Origin of the sequence: Colwellia sp. 20A7, assembly GCF_009832865.1 — a bacterium.
Lineage (GTDB): Bacteria > Pseudomonadota > Gammaproteobacteria > Enterobacterales > Alteromonadaceae > Colwellia.
Map to the genome: position 1 here is coordinate 3,342,356 of NZ_CP047130.1, position 18,600 is coordinate 3,360,955.

The 18,600-nt window shown below is 35.3% G+C and carries 14 protein-coding genes; 3 read left to right on the forward strand and 11 right to left on the reverse strand.

The features are described 5' to 3' along the window. Positions 1 to 2: 2 nt before the first annotated feature. The 6 genes from accD to fabB all read right to left on the reverse strand — a co-directional run bounded on the left by accD (position 3) and on the right by fabB (position 9,693). Complete coding sequence (accD, locus tag GQS55_RS14445) at positions 3 to 857, reverse strand: acetyl-CoA carboxylase, carboxyltransferase subunit beta (protein ID WP_159821171.1); 855 nt, start codon at positions 855 to 857, stop codon at positions 3 to 5. Between the two features lie 174 nt (positions 858 to 1,031). Further along, positions 1,032 to 1,814 (reverse strand): tRNA pseudouridine(38-40) synthase TruA, encoded by a 783-nt coding sequence (gene truA / locus GQS55_RS14450; RefSeq protein WP_159821172.1) that lies wholly within the window; start codon positions 1,812 to 1,814, stop codon positions 1,032 to 1,034. 109 nt (positions 1,815 to 1,923) lie between these two features. Next, positions 1,924 to 5,808, reverse strand: a complete 3,885-nt coding sequence (locus GQS55_RS14455; RefSeq protein WP_159821173.1) for a FimV/HubP family polar landmark protein — start codon at positions 5,806 to 5,808, stop codon at positions 1,924 to 1,926. A 319-nt stretch (positions 5,809 to 6,127) separates the two neighbouring features. Continuing rightward, on the reverse strand, positions 6,128 to 7,147 hold the full coding sequence (locus tag GQS55_RS14460; protein ID WP_159821174.1) for an aspartate-semialdehyde dehydrogenase: 1,020 nt from the start codon (positions 7,145 to 7,147) through the stop codon (positions 6,128 to 6,130). A gap of 45 nt (positions 7,148 to 7,192) precedes the next feature. Further along, positions 7,193 to 8,341, reverse strand: a complete 1,149-nt coding sequence (locus GQS55_RS14465) for a 4-phosphoerythronate dehydrogenase (protein WP_159821175.1) — start codon at positions 8,339 to 8,341, stop codon at positions 7,193 to 7,195. A 140-nt stretch (positions 8,342 to 8,481) separates the two neighbouring features. Beyond that, on the reverse strand, positions 8,482 to 9,693 hold the full coding sequence (gene fabB / locus GQS55_RS14470) for a beta-ketoacyl-ACP synthase I (protein ID WP_159821176.1): 1,212 nt from the start codon (positions 9,691 to 9,693) through the stop codon (positions 8,482 to 8,484). A 278-nt stretch (positions 9,694 to 9,971) separates the two neighbouring features. On the opposite strand from fabB, the gene mnmC reads away from it, so the two are divergent. Continuing rightward, a complete protein-coding gene (gene mnmC, locus GQS55_RS14475) occupies positions 9,972 to 12,017 on the forward strand; it encodes a bifunctional tRNA (5-methylaminomethyl-2-thiouridine)(34)-methyltransferase MnmD/FAD-dependent 5-carboxymethylaminomethyl-2-thiouridine(34) oxidoreductase MnmC (RefSeq protein WP_159821177.1) in 2,046 nt (681 codons plus the stop codon). Between the two features lie 42 nt (positions 12,018 to 12,059). Here the strand turns inward: mnmC and GQS55_RS14480 are convergent, their stop codons facing one another. Continuing rightward, the gene (locus GQS55_RS14480; protein WP_159821178.1) at positions 12,060 to 12,332 is read right to left on the reverse strand and encodes a YfcL family protein; all 273 of its coding nucleotides are present in this window, start codon (positions 12,330 to 12,332) and stop codon (positions 12,060 to 12,062) included. 125 nt (positions 12,333 to 12,457) lie between these two features. On the opposite strand from GQS55_RS14480, the gene GQS55_RS14485 reads away from it, so the two are divergent. Continuing rightward, positions 12,458 to 12,997 carry an isochorismatase family protein gene (locus GQS55_RS14485; protein WP_159821179.1) on the forward strand — a complete coding sequence of 180 codons (540 nt, stop codon included), beginning with the start codon at positions 12,458 to 12,460 and terminating at the stop codon, positions 12,995 to 12,997. A gap of 156 nt (positions 12,998 to 13,153) precedes the next feature. On the opposite strand, the gene GQS55_RS14490 is transcribed toward GQS55_RS14485, so the two are convergent. After that, a complete protein-coding gene (locus GQS55_RS14490; protein WP_159821180.1) occupies positions 13,154 to 13,843 on the reverse strand; it encodes a 2OG-Fe(II) oxygenase in 690 nt (229 codons plus the stop codon). 324 nt (positions 13,844 to 14,167) lie between these two features. On the opposite strand from GQS55_RS14490, the gene GQS55_RS14495 reads away from it, so the two are divergent. Continuing rightward, entirely contained in the window at positions 14,168 to 14,893 is a 726-nt protein-coding gene (locus tag GQS55_RS14495; RefSeq protein WP_159821181.1) for a hypothetical protein, read from the forward strand. A gap of 20 nt (positions 14,894 to 14,913) precedes the next feature. Here GQS55_RS14495 and GQS55_RS14500 read toward each other — a convergent pair whose 3' ends face one another. Genes GQS55_RS14500 through GQS55_RS14510 form a run of 3 tightly spaced genes read right to left on the reverse strand, consistent with a single transcriptional unit; the run spans position 14,914 to position 18,461 of the window. Beyond that, positions 14,914 to 16,296, reverse strand: a complete 1,383-nt coding sequence (locus GQS55_RS14500) for a sigma 54-interacting transcriptional regulator (RefSeq protein WP_159821182.1) — start codon at positions 16,294 to 16,296, stop codon at positions 14,914 to 14,916. A 3-nt stretch (positions 16,297 to 16,299) separates the two neighbouring features. Further along, a complete protein-coding gene (locus GQS55_RS14505; RefSeq protein ID WP_159821183.1) occupies positions 16,300 to 16,935 on the reverse strand; it encodes a hypothetical protein in 636 nt (211 codons plus the stop codon). Further along, a complete protein-coding gene (locus tag GQS55_RS14510; protein WP_159821184.1) occupies positions 16,932 to 18,461 on the reverse strand; it encodes a HAMP domain-containing sensor histidine kinase in 1,530 nt (509 codons plus the stop codon). The genes GQS55_RS14505 and GQS55_RS14510 overlap by 4 nt, the downstream gene beginning before the upstream one ends. Positions 18,462 to 18,600 lie beyond the last annotated feature (139 nt).

The following is an 18,600-nucleotide window of genomic DNA, read 5'->3' on the forward strand; positions in this document are numbered from 1 at the left end:
TATTATAAAGGGCTAACTTGTCCCGTAAACTTCGCTAACATGCGAGCTAACGTTTCACGCATATTTCGGCGGTCAACAATCATATCAATTGCGCCTTTTTCTAATAAAAACTCACTGCGTTGAAAGCCTTCTGGTAGTTTTTCACGAACAGTTTGTTCAATAACACGCGGACCAGCAAAGCCGATTAATGCTTTTGGCTCGGCAACATTGATATCACCTAACATCGCTAAACTTGCTGAAACACCACCCATAGTAGGGTCGGTTAATACAGAAACATAAGGTAAACCTTTTTCACTCATTTTAGCTAATGCCGCACTTGTTTTGGCCATTTGCATTAATGAAAATAATGCTTCTTGCATACGGGCACCGCCACTCGCAGAAAAACATATAAAAGGAATGTTATGCTCTAAACAGTATTCAACACCTTTAACGAAACGCGCACCAACAACGGAGGCCATAGAGCCACCTAAAAATGCAAATTCAAATGCAGCTACAACAACAGGCATACCGTGAAGCTCACCTTTCATTACAACTAAAGCATCTTTTTCGCCGGTATTTTTACGCGCGGCACTTAATCTGTCTTTATATCGTTTCGAGTCTTTGAACTTTAAAATATCTTGTGCTTCAAATTCTTCACCTAGCTCTTGACGATTATCTTGATCAAGAAAACTGTCAATGCGTTTACGCGCACTAATACGCATATGATGATCACATTTTGGACAAACAGATATTTGCCTATCTAGCTCAACTTTATACAGTACTGCATTACATGAAGAGCACTTACTCCAAACGCCTTCAGGAATATTGCTTTTTTGGGTAGATTTTGCTTTTGGGAGAATTTTTTCAATCCAGCTCATAATTTTATTTTTGCCTATTGCAACGAATATAAATCAACTTTTTTACTGATAAACCTTCATAAAAAAGTTAAGTAGAATGTGATAACAAATATAACCAATAATTAAAACATACTTTAGCCTATATTTTATATAAAAAACTGGTCTGTTTTGTTACTTAATAACGATAATTATAGTTTAATTTAAAAATAATGGTCCAAACGGTCTTTTCGGCAGGTCAAATTGTCCTGGGTAATCGACTTCAACAAAGTATAAACCTTCTGGTGGCGCAGTTACACCCGCCATACATCGATTTTTAAGTTCGAGTACTTCTTTAATCCAAATTGGCTCTTCTTGTGATTGCCCAACACGCATTAAACTACCGACAACATTTCGTACCATGTGATGTAAAAAAGCGTTCGCTTTTATATCAACAATTATATACTCACCTTGGCGAGTTATTTCACAATGCTTAATAGTACGAACTGGTGAGTGAGATTGACAATGCACTGTTCGAAATGAAGTGAAATCATGTTTACCAACAAGGTATTGTGCACCTTCTTGCATGAGTTTTTCATCTAACAAGTAATGACAATGGCTAATACCATAACTTAAAATAGCGGAACGTAATTTATTATTATAAATAATGTAACGGTAGCGCCTTGCGGTAGCACTAAAGCGAGCATGGAAGTCATCACTAACAGCTTTAACCCAAGTCACAGCGATATCACTAGGTAAGTGAGTATTTACACCTAAAGTCCATGCGATATCTTTACGCTTTTTAGTCGTATCGAAATGAATAACCTGATTAGTTGCATTAACACCAGTGTCAGTTCGGCCAGCACAAATAACTTCAATAGGCTCATCTGCAATTTTAGATAATGCTTGTTCAACTTTTTGCTGTACGCTAATTACGCTTTTTTGCCTCTGCCAACCACAATATTTTTTCCCGTCGTATTCGATACCTAGTGCGTAACGCATGTAAACCTCTTAAGCCAACTTTGTATAACTCAAATTGGCGCATTATCTATTATTTCACTGCGCTATGCCAATACTGTTTAATACCAACTCAGCCAATATTTCTATCGGCTTAAGACTCTTCCAATAGCTTTTTAGCTTCTTCTTGCTGCTGCGTTGTGCCCAACTTGATAACTTCGTTCAAAATGACTTGAGCATTATCCTCGTCACCTATTTCAAGATAGACTTTAGCTAAATCAAGTTTAGCCGCCATACCACTCTCATCAATATCAACATCAATTAAATTAACATCACGAGTAAATTCAGGGAATTCATTCAATCCAACATCTATATTGGCTTTTTCATAAGGTTCGTCAAAGCTAACTTCTCCTTGGCTATCTGAGAGTAATGAGTCAACAGAAACAAAGTTATCTTCTTTATTATCATTACTAGCAAGGCTCTCTGACCCTGTACTATCTTTCTGTGTACTATCATGAGAGTTGAAGTTGTCAAAATCTTCTAATGTAATTTTATCGCTATCATCAGAGTTTTGATTAAAATTAGCACTCTGATTAGCAACACTAGACTCTTCTTCAATATTAGCTAGAAGCTCATCAAAATTTAAATTATTTAACTCTTTAATATCATTTATTTCAGTGGCTTCTGTTACTTTAGTATCACTATCTTTGTCATTATCATTTAATAAATCAGCTAATACATTCTGATCTGAAAAGTCTGGGGATAATTCAATAGCATGTTCACTATCTTCCAATAGCTCTTTCAGTGCTTGCTCATCAAAAGCTTCTGAAACTAAGTCATCACCAATATCAAGTTCTTCATCAACTGGGATTTCACTTGAGCGCTCCATGTCGGCAATTAGGTCATCAATATCAAAGCCGTCATCATCGATTAACTCATCATCGATTTCATCGTCCGTGCTTTCGCTTAATTGTTCCATGTCAGCAATTAAATCATCAATGCCAAGTTCTTCATCATCAATTAATTCAGATTCATCGACAAGACCTTCACTTGACTGTTCCATGTCAGCAATTAAATCATCAATATCAAGTTCTTCATCATCAATTAATTCAGATTCATCAACAGGACCTTCACTTGACTGTTCCGTGTTAGCAATTAAATCATCAATACCAAGTTTTTCATCATCAATTAATTCAGATTCATCAACAGAGCCTTCACTTAACTGTTCCGTGTTAGCAATTAAATCATCAATACCAAGTTTTTCATCATCAATTAATTCAGATTCATCAACAGGGCCTTCACTTGACTGTTCCGTGTCAGCAATTAAATCATCAATACCAAGTTTTTCATCATCAATTAATTCAGATTCATCAACAGGACCTTCACTTGACTGTTCCGTGTCAGCAATTAAATCATCAATACCAAGTTTTTCATCATCAATGACATCACTATCTGATTGTGTCGGTTCAGATTCATTTAATTCCGGTTCACTCAAATCAGAGTCGTCTTCTGATGATTTATCCAAAATGTCACTAAAATCAGTAGATAATAACGGCGAAATATATTCTTCAGTTAAACTTTCAATTTTAGCCTTATTTTCATTGATATCAGATTCATCAATAGCCGCTTGGTCATTACTTTCGTCTGCTGGCACTTCTTTATCATTTAAAGCGGACGTTTCATCATTAGTATTCCCACCGATAGAATCTAACAAAGCATCAATATCATCTGGATCGGTTACTTCAGACTCTGATGGCTCTTCGGTAACAGTATCATCACTAGTATCCGCACCAATAGAATCTAACAAGGCATCAATATCATCTGGATCGGTTACTTCAGACTCTGACGCCTCTTCGGTAACAGTATCATCACTAGTATCCGCACCAATAGAATCTAACAAGGCATCAATATCATCTGGATCGGTTACTTCAGATTCTGATGCCTCTTCTGTCACAGCATCATCATTAGTATCCACACCAATAGAATCTAACAAGGCATCAATATCGTCTGGATCGGTTATTTCAGATTCTGATGCCTCTTCTGTCACAGCATCATCATTAGTATCCACACCAATAGAATCTAACAAGGCATCAATATCGTCTGGATCGGTTATTTCAGATTCTGATACCTCTTCTGTCACAGCATCATCATTAGTATCCACACCAATAGAATCTAACAAGGCATCAATATCGTCTGGATCGGTTATTTCAGATTCTGATGCCTCTTCTGTCACAGCATCATCATTAGTATCCACACCAATAGAATCTAACAGGGCATCAATATCGTCTGGATCCGTTACTTCAGACTCTGACGGCTCTTCTGTAACACTATCATCACTAGTATCCGAACCAATAGAATCTAACAAGGCATCAATATCATCAGGATCCGTTACTTCAGACTCTGACGGCTCTTCTGTAACAATATCATCACTAGTATCCGCGCCAATCGAATCTAACAAGGCATCAATATCGTCTGGATCGGTTACTGCAGACTCTGATGCTTCTTCAGAAGTGACTGACGTTTCTTTATCTAATACTAAGTCATCTTCTTCCAGATCATTTGACTCAAGAGCAAGTCCACCTAAAAGATCATCTAAATCACTTTGATCCAATTCATTATTTACTAAGACATCATCTTCTTGGGCGTCTTCTTTATCGTCTTCGTTCGTCTCCAACAAAGAATCAAGAGCAGATTGATCTAATTCTCCGCCTTCAAGTAAAGCTGAGTCATCAACTTCTTGGTCAAGTATGATGTCATCTAAATCGTCCAAATCATCTAAGTCGTCTAAATCATTTAATTCATCATCATCCAGATGTATAACATCACTCTCATCAGCCTCGAGGAGATCTATAGACAAATCGTCATCTAGTAATAGTTCATCATCTAATGATGAACTATCATCTGATGACAATTCATCATCTAGTAATAATTCATCATCTAGTGATAATTCGTCATCTAGTGATAATTCGTCATCTAATGATAATTCGTCATCTAATGATAATTCATCATCTAGTGATAATTCTTCAGGTGCTGAAACTTCTTCAGTTACCTTTTCAGGTTTAGTTTTTTCTTTTAAAGAAGCTTTTGGAGAAGCTTTTATAGTCGCCGGTTCTTTTTTCCTACGTTTAAGAATAAACGCTGCCACAATTAAGATTAAAATGGCCGGTAATGTCGCCATTAATACTACAAACCATTGACTAGTAAATATATTATCATCTAATTTAGCTTGTTCTTTTTCTAGCAGTAACTCTTCTTCTCTCGCTTGTGCTTTTGCAAGTAACGCCTGCTGCAATTGAATCATATCATCCATTTGTAGCTTAATTTCTTTACTTTTAGCGACCTCTGCTTGCATTGTGTCTAGTTGATCATTAAAAGATGATAAACGTTGACGTAAAGCTTCGTTCTCTTTTAACAATGCCTGTAAGCCACCAATAGAATCCAAAATATCATTTTGAATATTTTCTAAACGTACTTGTTGTTCATTATCTATTTTTTCTAATTGATCATTTAGCTCAACTTTGACTGTGTCTAAATCTTGTTTATTAACATTTTGAGTGGCTAATTTTGACGCTGAGGTCGATTTTCTAGGTGAGTTACTTTTCCAAGCTTGCTCGTCTTCACTAGATTTTTTCTTTGCCGCACGAGTATCGACTAACATCATATATTCAAAAGAGGGTATTTTTAAATATTCACCATTAACTAAAAGGTTAAGATTACCATCAACAAAGGCATTAGGATTAGCTTGATATAAGGCTTGCATCACTTGATAAACACTTAAGCGATTATCAGGTCGAACGGTTAACGCTATATTCCATAGCGTATCACTTTTATTTATCGGGCCATAACGCTCAAAACGCAAAACATCCGAGCCTTTGGGGCCTAACATACGAACGCCAGGTCTTTCTGATAAGGCTTCTTGAGCAAAAGTAGGGAAACCAATAACGGATACACTAGTAATGATAATGCTAGCGCTTAATATACTAGCTATTGATATGCTAAGAACAACCTGCCGTAGGCACAGGTGTAATAATTTTGGCATCGAAGTTTTCCTAGTTATTGTTTTTCAAAAAATTAGCTATCAGTCAGTTATTTGACAATATTTCGATATAGTTAACCTTTAAAATATAAGCAAAAATCATTCCATTTAAAGTAAAGGTGTAGCTTTAATACAACGATTAGATTGTTATGAGGAATAATAGCAAACTCAACGTAAATATCTCAATATTTTAGTCATATAAAACAAAAAACTCGCGATTAACATGTTTTATACAATGTTAACGGCGAGTTTCTTATTTTCTGAAGAGTAACGAGTAACTATAATAAATAAGCTTAACTTGCTACTTTTCTATCATACGTTACTAGCTTAAATAATCTTTCACTAATAATTCAGCTATTTGAACGCTATTGGTGGCAGCGCCTTTACGAATGTTGTCTGCAACAATCCATAAGTTAATACCATTTGGATGGGTGATATCTTCACGCACACGACCAACATAAGTATCATCTTGACCACTTGCTTCACCAATTTGTGTAGGAAAATCTTCATCATTTTCACATAACACAATACCTGGTGCATTACTTAGTAATGCTTTAACTTCATCAACAGAAATTTGGCTGCGTGTTTCAATGTGCAATGCTTCAGCATGGCCAAAAAATACCGGAACACGAACTGCTGTAGGGTTAACTAAAACATTATCGTCACCAAATATTTTTTTCGTTTCCCAAACCATTTTCATTTCTTCTTTGGTATAGCCATTTTCAAGAAATACATCTATTTGAGGAATTACATTGAAAGCAATTTGACGAGAGAAATTTTTAGATTCAACTGGCTTGCCTTGTAATAAATCAGCCGTTTGCTTTGCAAGCTCATCCATTGACTCTTTACCACCACCAGAAACTGATTGGTAAGTACAAACGTTAATTCTATCAATGCCTACAGCATCCTGAATTGGCTTTAACGCCACTAACATTTGAATAGTTGAGCAGTTAGGATTAGCAATGATGTTACGGTTTCTATATTCAGCTAATGCTTCTGGATTTACTTCTGGTACAACTAATGGAATATCGTCGTCGTAACGAAATTCTGAGGTGTTATCAATAACGATACAGCCAGCATCACCAGCTAAAGGGGCAAATTTTGCTGACGTTGCGCCACCAGCAGAGAAAAAGCCTATTTGCGCTAAGCTCCAGTCAAACTTATCTGCATCAAGCACTTCAATGCTTTCGCCATTAAATTCAATAAATTCTCCAGCAGAGCGAGCACTTGCTAATGGGTATAATTTATTAATTGGGAAGTTTCTTTGTTCTAAGATTTCCATAATGGTTTTGCCAACTAGCCCTGTTGCGCCAAGTATGCATACATCAAATTTCTGTGCCATGATCCTCTCTCTTTTTTCGTTAAATTTAGCTAAACTAATGCTAGTTTATGTTTTATTAAAACCTAAGCGATGTGGCACATCACTTGAGGTACTAGATGACAATGTAACTTGTACTGCTGAAAACTCCCGTCTTACCGGATAGTTCTTTCTTAAGCTATCAAAACCTTTAATTGATAATTGCTGACGGAAAATAGCATCGTCACGTCTTACATCGTAAACCATTTTTACCAGTTGGTTTAGCAATTCTTCATTAAATTCTTGATTTAATTTTACTTCTGAAATATTTGCTGGAGGTAAAAAATTAATTAATTTACGTTTTGGCTCAAGACTAATATTCTGACGTTTTTCTATATGGCGACATAATGCCTGATAAAGCATTTCTGTTCCACCTGCTTTTCCTTCTAAGCTATAACCCGCAATATGTGCTGTCGCTATTTCTGTATGTTCAATAAGTGGCGTTAATACTTCCGGCTCACCTTCCCATACATCCAGCACAACTCTTAATCCATGGCCTTGTAGTTTTAATGCTAATAAAGCACGATTATCAATGACTTCACCACGACAAGCATTAATTAATATTTGATTGTCTTTTAATTTAACTAAGCGTTCTTCATTTAATAAATGATAGGTTGGATAATCACCATCAGTAATTTTGGGCACATGTAATGAAATAACATCACACGCTAACACCTCTTCTAACGATGAAAATTCTCTTGTATCTTCTTTATTATGCTCAAGTAAAGGGTCACAAATTTTATATGGAATACCTAACGCTGTTAGCTTTTCACTCAACCGTGTTCCAGTATTACCACCACCAACAATACCAACCGTTAATTGGCTTAAATTTAATAAATAGCGTTCCGCTAACACCACCAAACTACTGATAACATATTCCGCAACAGAAATAGCATTGCAGCCAGGTGCGGAATGAAAATCTATATTGCGTTGAGCTAGGTAGGTTTGATCAATATGATCTAATCCAATAGTTGCGGTACCAACAAAGCTAAGCTTTTTATTCTTTTTTAAAAGCGCTTCATTAACTTTAGTGATTGAGCGAACCAATAATACATCAGCATCTATTATTTGTTCTGCTGTTAAGTTTCGCCCAGAGAAAGGTATCAAGTCCCCTTCCTTACAAAAATCGTTAAAAAACTCTTTAGCGTAAGGCATATTTTCATCGAAGAATATTTTCATTAATTTTTCATTTATTTATTTAGCGGGAGTGTTCAAAAACTAAGTTATAGAGTAACTGCACTTGCAGAGGCAAGCAATAAAAAAGCCATAATAAGTAAATACTTAATATGGCTTTATTTAAGTCCCCTTGCTAAAGGCTATTATTTATATTTTTTCATCACTAACGTTGCATTAGTTCCGCCAAAGCCAAAACTATTAGACATTACTAGGTTAAGTTCTTTATCAAGCTTTTCCGTTACAATATCTAAGCCTTTTGCTTGCTCATCTAAGTTATCAATATTAATAGATGGCGCAACAAAACTATTTTCCATCATTAAAATAGAATAGATAGCTTCATGAACACCAGCAGCGCCTAATGCATGACCAGTCATTGCTTTTGTTGCGCTGATTGATGGTGAATTTTCACCAAATAATTCTTGAATTGCACCTAACTCTTTAACATCGCCAACAGGTGTAGAGGTACCATGAGTATTTAAATAATCAATTTCGCCTTCAACACCTTCCATTGCTTGTTGCATACAACGTACAGCGCCTTCACCGCTTGGTGCTACCATGTCATAGCCATCAGATGTTGCGCCATAACCAACAATTTCAGCATAAATATGTGCGCCACGAGCCAATGCATGCTCTAATTCTTCAACAACAACCATACCGCCACCACCAGAAATAACAAAACCATCTCTGTCTGCATCATAAGTACGTGATGCTAACTCAGGTGTATCGTTACGACCTGCAGATAATGCGCCCATGCCGTCAAACATCATAGCTAAAGACCAATCAACTTCTTCACCACCACCAGCAAAAACAACATCTTGCTTACCTAGTTGGATAAGCTCCATTGCATGACCAATACAGTGAGCACTCGTTGCACAAGCAGAGCTGATAGAGTAGTTAACGCCTTTAATTTTAAATGGTGTAGCTAAACAAGCAGAAACAGTACTACCCATTGTTTTAGGTACTGCATAAGGGCCAACACGACGAATACCACGGTTACGTAAAGTATCACAAGAAGCAACAATATTTGCTGACGATGCACCACCGCTACCAGCAACAATACCCGTTCTAAAATCGGATACTTGTTCTTCTGTTAGCTTCGCATCACTAATGGCTTGCTCCATAGCTATGTAGGCATAACCGGCTGCATCACCCATAAAGCGCAATGCTTTACGATCAATATGATCTTTAATGTCAATATTCGGTTTACCCCAAACATTACTTTTTAATCCTTGTTCAGCAAAACTCTCTGAGTATGTAATTCCTGATTTTCCTGACTTTAGAGAGGCTAAAACCTCATCAGCATTATTACCAATGCTAGACACAATACCGATACCGGTGATTACTACACGTTTCATTTAAATAACCATTGTTTAATAAAAAATTAAGTACGAATTTGGAAAGTTCAGACTTTTATACACAAAAACATACTGAGCATTATACTGAACTTAATCTAATAACTGGTACAACAAGTAAACTAAAAACATATCAACCAGCGTACACTTGTACACCATAATATAATGTTACTGATAGAATATCTACGTTATCACAGCAATAAAAATATAATAACGCTGATCTAAAGCTAAAATTAACGTAAAATCTCAGACATTATTAACTGTATATAGTTGAGTTTCTTTTGAAAAAACCTGTTATATCATCCCCTGAATTAAGCTTTCAACAAGATGGTGCGCCTTATTCTAAACAATTTACCGATATCTATTTTGATAGTGAATCAGGATATCAACAAAGCGAACAAGTTTTTTTATTAGGGAACAATATCAGTAATAGAATAAAACACAAAGATGACCGTTTTGTTATTATGGAAACAGGGTTTGGTACGGGTCTTAATTTTCTATTGACCTTACAGGCGTACCATAAATTACAGCAAGAAGTCACACACAAAGAACTGCCTGAATTATCTTTTATTAGCGTTGAAAAATTTCCGCTTACTAAGCAACAGTTAACTAAATCATTACAAGCATTGCCGCAATTAACTTATTTTTCCGATTTACTATTAGCGCAATACCCAGAGTTATCTTGTGACGCCGATAAAATTGAAGAATTTTCACTTAGTTTTTTTAATCATAAAGTCACACTCAAAGTTATTATTAATGATGCCACCGAAGGCTTATCAAACATTAATGCAAAAAAAAATGACTTAGCTGACGCTTGGTATCTCGATGGTTTTTCTCCTGCTAAAAATCCAGAAATGTGGAGTAAGGCATTATTCGAACAAATAGGTCGTTTATCGAAACCTGAAGCTAGCATAGCCACCTTTACTGTCGCTGGTTTTGTAAAAAGACAAATGCAAGACGTTGGATTTAGAACACAAAAAACAGCCTGTATCGGTAATAAGCACGAAATGTTAACTGGCGTTTTTCAACAAAACCCTCATTCAAAAAAAGGGTATCAACTTCGCTCTATTATCACTAAACCGCAACATGTCAGCATTATCGGCGGTGGTATTGCTTCAGCTTGTGCCGCATTAGCTTTAACTAAACAAGGCATTAAAGTAACTATCTACTGTAAAGATAACTCGCTTGCTCAAGGCGCATCAAGTAACGCGATTGGTGCTTTATATCCTTTATTACACCAACAAGCCGATGATATTAGCTTGTTTTATCAACAAGCATTTTGGCGAGCTAAAACACTTTATAATACGATTATTGAAGATGGTTTTAGTTTTCCTCATCAATGGTGTGGCTTATTAGAAATAGCCTATAAAGAGGCACTTGAAAAACGTCAACAGAAGTTTAATGAGTTAGCCACTTGGCCAACAAAACTAATTCATAGGGTTGATGCTAACAAGGCAAGTGAGTTAGCTAATATAGAGTTAACTCATGGTGGTTTATTTATGCCACATGCAGGCTGGATATCACCTCAAGATGCGGTTAAACAAATAATCAATGCAGCAAAAGCCACTGGTCGATTAAAAGTTGAAAATAATATATTGGTAAATAAAATAAAAAAAATAGAAACAGGAAAACCTAACAATAGTCATCAGAAAAACTGGACGTTACTCACCAATAAAGGTGAATTCGATGCTTGTGTTGTTGTCTTTTGTGGAGGTGCAGAAATAATTGATTTTGACTGGGTAAAACAATTACCTTTTAGCTCAGTTCAAGGCCAAGTAACCAACATGAATACCAATGAAAGTATCAGTGACCTTTCAACAGTGATATGTCATAAAGGTTATTTAACCCCTCAACATAACAATATGCATGCTATTGGCGCAACATTTAATAAAGACTGTACAAGAACCACAGCAACACCTGAAGAAGATCAATTCAATCTAAATATGTTATCAACTTGCCTACCTGAATTAACTCAAAAAATAGGTTGGGATACAAGTGACATTGTTAGAAGTAAATCAAGGTTACGCTGCATGACCCCCGATCATATGCCAATAGTGGGTGCTATACCTGATATAGAAAAACACATTGAAATATATCCACATTTAGCCAAAGATAAAAACTGGAAGTATGATCAAATTGCACCGGTTATTGATAATTTATATGTCATGATGGGATTTGGTGCTAGAGGGCTATGTTCAGCACCATTGGCTGCCGATATTCTAGCAGCTGACTTGTGTGGTACGCCTTACCCTGTTGATAACGATATGCTTTTCAATTTAAGTCCAAATCGTTTTGTCATTCGAGATATTATTAGACGAAAAATTTAACAATACCTCGGATACATTAACAGAGTATAAACTTAATCCGTATTACATTAAACCTTGCACAACAGACCAGAAATTTTGGACTATCGCATTATCTTGTGGACTAAGTTCAGATTTTGCATTCGCTAATCTTTGTGAAACATTATCCACTAAGGCTACCGACATAGTTTGTTGTTCATCACCACTTTCAGTTGCTGCCAACGAAACAAAACCGCGAAGGTAACCACCAGCAAAGAGCGTATCACTATCAACATCTTGATCAAAAAGATTGTCTAAATATTGGTAAAGATCATTTAACGTATTTATTTTTTGTATCATGGTTTTCTATTCTTTATTGTCGTAATTGTTCGCATTATACCGATTCTATTAAATTAATTAAGCTTGATTCAAACATTGTTATTGATATATTGAACACACACTAAATTTAAACTTAGGATATAGCTATGCTAAAGCGAGAAAAAACGGGCCTTATTGTCGTTGACATACAAGGAAAACTTGCACGCTTAGTTCATGATAGTCATACGTTAATTTCAAATTGTGAAAAACTCATTAAAGGAGCAAAAGCGCTTGATTTGCCGGTTATCTTACTTGAGCAAAATCCTGATAAACTTGGTTCTACAACGGAAGAATTAAGCACTTTATTAGCAACAACGCCTCCTATTACTAAATTTACCTTTGACGGATGTGAAGAGCCTTCCTTTATAGAACAGCTTAAGGCCACGGATGTTGATACTTGGCTTATTTCTGGTATTGAAGCACATATTTGTGTTTATCAAACTGCATTGCATTTACACTTATTAGGCTTAAAAGTACAGTTGGTGACAGACTGTATATCTTCTCGTACCCTTGCAAATAAAGAGTTAGCAATAAAAAAACTCGTTAATAGAGGCGTTGATATTTCTGGACTAGAAATGTGTTTATATGAACTTGTTAAAGATTGTAGAGCTAGCGAATTTAAAGAGATACTTAACTTAGTTAAATAACCTTGTACTACTTGATTAATAAATCAAACAGTACATTATAAAATTCGACTTGGCGCTAGTTTTAGGCCAAGTTAGGTATTTGATATTTAAGTATTTAGGTATTTAGGTATTTAATAAAAACAAGCATAAGTTAGTTAAAAACCAAAGGCCGTAATATTAGCTTGGAGGATCAATATTATTAGCAATACTATTGTTTAAACGAAACCAACCCGCTATAGAATAACGGTCACGCTTCGCAGGTAAAACCTCATGAACAAATTCTTCACTTAAAAATACCACTATAGTGCCAAAACTTGGGATAACGGTTACTTTTTTGTTATCAATAACAGCGGAAGCTGGTAAATTTTTATCATAGATCACTAACTCGCCAGCATCATCTGCAGACCAATGTTGATTAAGGTATACCACTACAGATAACACTCGATTTCCCTCACCTTTAAAAGCGTCTTTATGTTTTTTATAAAAATCACCTTTTGTATAACGAGCAAAATGACTCTCAAAAGAAAATAAACCAAGAAATAAGCGTCGATTCAAATAGGCTTGTAATGCTGCAGTCCATGATATCCAAGCACTGCCTGCTTCACTGTTACCAGTTATCCAACTAATTTCATCTGTTCTAATAAAATCGTTAATAATATGATCTTTAGCACGACCAATACCTGCTCGCTTAAAGTTTGACTCAGGTAACTCAGTAATATGGTTTAATAATAAATTCGTTAAATTTTCAGGCAATGCATAAGGTCGAATACTGTAACCTTTTTCAATAATATCATTAGCGATAAATTCAAATAGTGATTCAAACAATGATGAATCATCGTCAAGAAAACTAGCGTTAGGTAAGGTCATTATTTGTTCTATGATGTGATTGGGCAAGTATTAGCCACATTAAAAGGATAAATCTAAGCGTGAGCATATGCGACGAGTAACTTTTAATGCACAATATCAGCTATTCAGTTCAACGTCTGTTTTATATACCAATACAATACCTATATCTATCTTTTATTTTCATTGAGATATACATATTTACTTTTCAGCAGAGTACAGTGTATTTAAACTTATTTATTATTAATTGAATCATTTTATCCACTTAATATTTTCATAGAATAACTACCATTAAAAGTGAATGCCGTTCAAAAAAACATACATAAGATATCCCTAACAGAGTGCAGCATGGCTAAAAATAAAATAGTGCAATTACAAACAACCTCTTCTGAATTAAGTAAAGAGCCGATAGAGAACGAGATAAAGTTATTAAAACTATCACCACAAAACAAATGCTCTAAAAGTTATTATGAAAATAGATCACTAGGGCTATATGTTGGTATTCAAGCTAGTAATAACAGCGTGAATATAACTACGTCTCATGGCAGTGATGAGTTCGTCACTATCGTAGAAGGCACTGTTAGTATAAAAAATAATATTAATGGTAAAGCTGAAACGGCAAATAAGGGTGAAAGCTTTGTTATTCCAAAAGGTTATGACTACCAATGGCAACAAAGTACTGATTTAATAACTTTTCAGCTCACCTACCAAGCACCAATAGAATCGTTATCCAGATCAGAAAAATATGAAAATGTTTTTTTCATTGATGAAAAAAACGAAACACCTTGGCAAAACACCTCTGACGGTTACAAAAAAAAGGTTGAATATCAAAGCCAGAATAAAAATTTTACCGCTGGAGTATGGCAAGGTGGACACTTTAAAACGGGGCTTATTGCCTTCCCTTATAATGAATTCATTTTAGTCAAATCTGGGTGTCTTATTTGTACCGATGCACAAGAAAGTAAAATAGTAGTTAACATAGGTGAAGCACTATTTGTTCCCCAAGGAGCTAACTGTTCTTGGGAATCGCAAGGGGAAATCAGCCTCCACTTTGTTCAAGTAAAAGCTGATTAAGCAACCTTGTTCTATCTATATTATTCTGCCGTTCTAAACGCTTCAGCAGAAAGGTGATGACGATTCAAGAGCTTGTAAAATTCAGTACGATTACGCTGGGCAATTTTAGCGGCTTGAGAAACATTACCTGCAGTTAATTTTAATAATTTAGCAAGGTAATCCCGTTCAAATTCATCTTTGGCTTGCTGAAAGGATGGTAACGAACTGCTTTCATCACGCAAAGCATTTTTAACTAAACTCGCAACAATAATACTTTCTCTAGACAAAGCGACACTCTGTTCAACAACATTTTGTAACTGTCTAATGTTTCCTGGCCACGGAGCAGCAATCAGTATTTCCATCGCTTCTTGTGAAAAACCATTAATATCAAGACTCGTTTGTTGACTACTATAATTAAGAAAGTGTTGAGCAAGTAAAGGGATATCTTCACGGCGCTCTATTAACGGCGGTAATTCTAGCTCAACAACATTTAAACGATAGTATAAATCTTCTCTAAACGTTTTTTCTTTTATCGCTTCCTGTAAATTTTTATGAGTCGCTGAAATTATTCTAACATCCACTTTAACCGCTTGCGTGCTACCAACAGGACGCACTTCTTTTTCTTGTAAGGCTCTTAGTAGCTTAACCTGAAACCCCATTGGCATATCACCAATTTCATCTAAAAATAATGTACCGCCATCGCTAGCTTGAAAGAGTCCTTGGTAACTTTTATCTGCACCGGTAAAAGCTCCTTTTACATGACCAAATAACTCTGACTCTAATAATTGTTCTGGAATTGCTGCACAGTTAATCGCGGTAAATGGCTTGTCCGAACGATGACTTGCTTGATGTATCGCTTGTGCTAATAACTCTTTACCCGTACCACTTTCACTATGGATAAGTAAGCTAAAATCACTTGTAGCAACCTGCTTGGTTTGCTGTAATAACGACTCCATAATAGCACTACGACTAATTATTTTTTCACGCCATATTGCTTCTTTGTCTTTACTACTAGAGTTTGAGGGTTGTAAACGAATGGCTTGTGCCACTGTTTCAAGTAACTGTTGGCTTTCAAAAGGTTTAGTTAAAAAACTAAAGACCCCTTGTTTTGTTGCATTAATAGCATCTGGAATTGTACCGTGCGCTGTCATAATAATAACGGGAACATTAGGTGATTGTTGACGTATTTGTTCAAATAACGCCATACCATCCATTCCTTCCATACGTAAGTCGCTAATAACTAACTGAGGATGGAAGCTTTTTAACATGCCTAATGCCATTTTTGCATTGGCCGCTGATTCAACTAAATACCCTGCCGCCGACAAACGAATACCTAACAAACGTAATAGACTAGGATCATCGTCAACAATTAAAATTTTATCTTGATCGACATTAGTGACGGGCTGATGATCTAATGATTTCATAATTTATTGTCCATGCTCACTAATATTTTGTTCTATTTTTTTCAATTGAGTAATTTGTTCCGTTAACTGTGTAACCGTTAATTCAAGCGCGGCTATTTTATTAAATTGCTTTTTCTCACTGATGCGATTCCTAGTCACTTGCGTATCATAAGCAAGCTCTTGGTTAATTAACTTCTGAAATAAGAATAACTGCTGATTTAATTGATCTTTTAGTAAACGAATAAAGGCTTGGTCTGCGGTACTTAAAGGATAATTTTGATACGTTTTTAATTGCTCATTCAGTTGTGATTTGGCCGAATAAACATTATGAATAGAAGTGTTGGGTAAGCTGTATAATAAAATTAAGTGAATGCCAGCTTCAATGTTGCCTTCACGTTTTTTAGCTTGTTGCTCTTCTATCTCTTTTTGCAACTCACTGTCTGATAAAGTTTTAAGCTTTAGATAATACTGGCCAAAACTTGTTGTGTTAGTAGCAATCGCTTTATTAGGATCTTCTTCAATGCTTTGGACATTTAATGGTTTCTGAATTGGCGTGGTACTTTGGCATGCAGCAATCCCAAAACTAACAAACACAATGAAAAACATTTTATAAAACATAAAGCCTCGTTTTATATTTTGTGTATTTATAACTAAATTCATTGCTTATCTCCAATACCAACACTCTTAAGTATAATTTTCATTGTTGTGCCACTAGGCGGCTCTGTTTGACTAATAAGCGTAATATCACCATTTAATCTCATCAGCAGCTCTTTAACAATAGTTAAACCAAGGCCGCTACTCTTAATATTATATTCTTTGGCTGGTGTTCCTTGATAGAAAGCATCAAAAACTTTAGCTTGCTGATAATCTTCAATACCATCGCCTTGATCACTGACTGAAAATACCAACTGATAATCACTCATAATAGCGGCTATTTTTACAACGCCATTTTCAGGTGAATATTTTATAGCGTTAGATAATAAATTATCAATAATAACATTAAGTTGCTTCACATTACTTTCAATTGTGATATTGATATAATCTTTTTCTATCCTAATGTTTTTTCGTTTAATATCTAATATTCTATCGTTTAAGACTTGCTCAATAAGTTCTGATAAATTAATTGTTTCCTTATCTTGTAAACTTGTTGAGTCTAAAACAATGTTAAAATCAAGCAACTCTTCAATTAAACGCTGTAATCTAGTCGTACTGTTACGAATAATTTTGGTGATCTCTTGTTGATCAGTATTAAGCGGGCCAACGCTGTTATCATAAATTAACTCTGTACCCTCTCGTATTGCTGCTAAAGGGGTTTTTAATTCATGAGAAATATGTCGGATAAAACTCGATTTTTGTAACTCTAACGCATGTAAACGACTTCTCATGCGATTTAAAGCATCATTTATTTCTTTAATTTCAAGAAAACCAGCAACATAGTCTGCGGGTAAATTAGTATCTTGTTCAAAATTACCTTGTTGAAGTCTTCCTATTTTTAGAATTAATCGCTTAAGGGGCTGAGTAATTAAAATAATAAATATACCCGCAATTAATAACGAAATAGGAATAATAAATAAGCTTTGTAATAAGGTATGGCTTACACGCTCTGTGGCATCTTTGATACCTTGAGCTTGTTGGCTTATAAACTCGCGACTACGCGTATCTATTTCCTCATTAATATTAATTAATCGTTTGAATTGATTTTGTAATTCTTCTAAAGACGTTACTGCTGCTACGCTATCGATATTTGATGTAGTAATGCTGGGGATCATTATACTCTGGTGTACTTGAAGTATTGATATTGAGAATTGCTCACTTAATTGCTTTATTGCGCTATCGTCGAATTGGTGTAGCTTCTCGTTTGTTGCCTGTAATATTTGTTGCTCAATAATATAATTATCTTTTAACTCATTATCTTGTAGCACTAAATACTGACTGGCATACCTTTCCATTTTTTTTAACGTATTATTTATTTTCTGATTAGTATTAATTAACTCTGCCACTGTAAAAATAGAGCTAGCTCCCTGCTTAGAGAGTTCATTTACTTGCTTAGCACTATATAAAAGCGCCAACACTAAAGGTAGCGCCACTAGCGTAAATCCCAAAAAAGTTAATGTCTTTATTGATAACGACTTTATTCGATTTAATTTACTACCAATATCAATCTTTAATTTATTCAGCCAAAGCACTCGGAAAAACCTCTCATCATTAATTCAACGCCTTTTTATGACATTTTCATAGTAAATACAATGATGTCTCAAATAAGAGACAACTCTTTTAAAAAAAACATTTGTCGTTAACTATTGATTTATATCGACTTATTTAAAA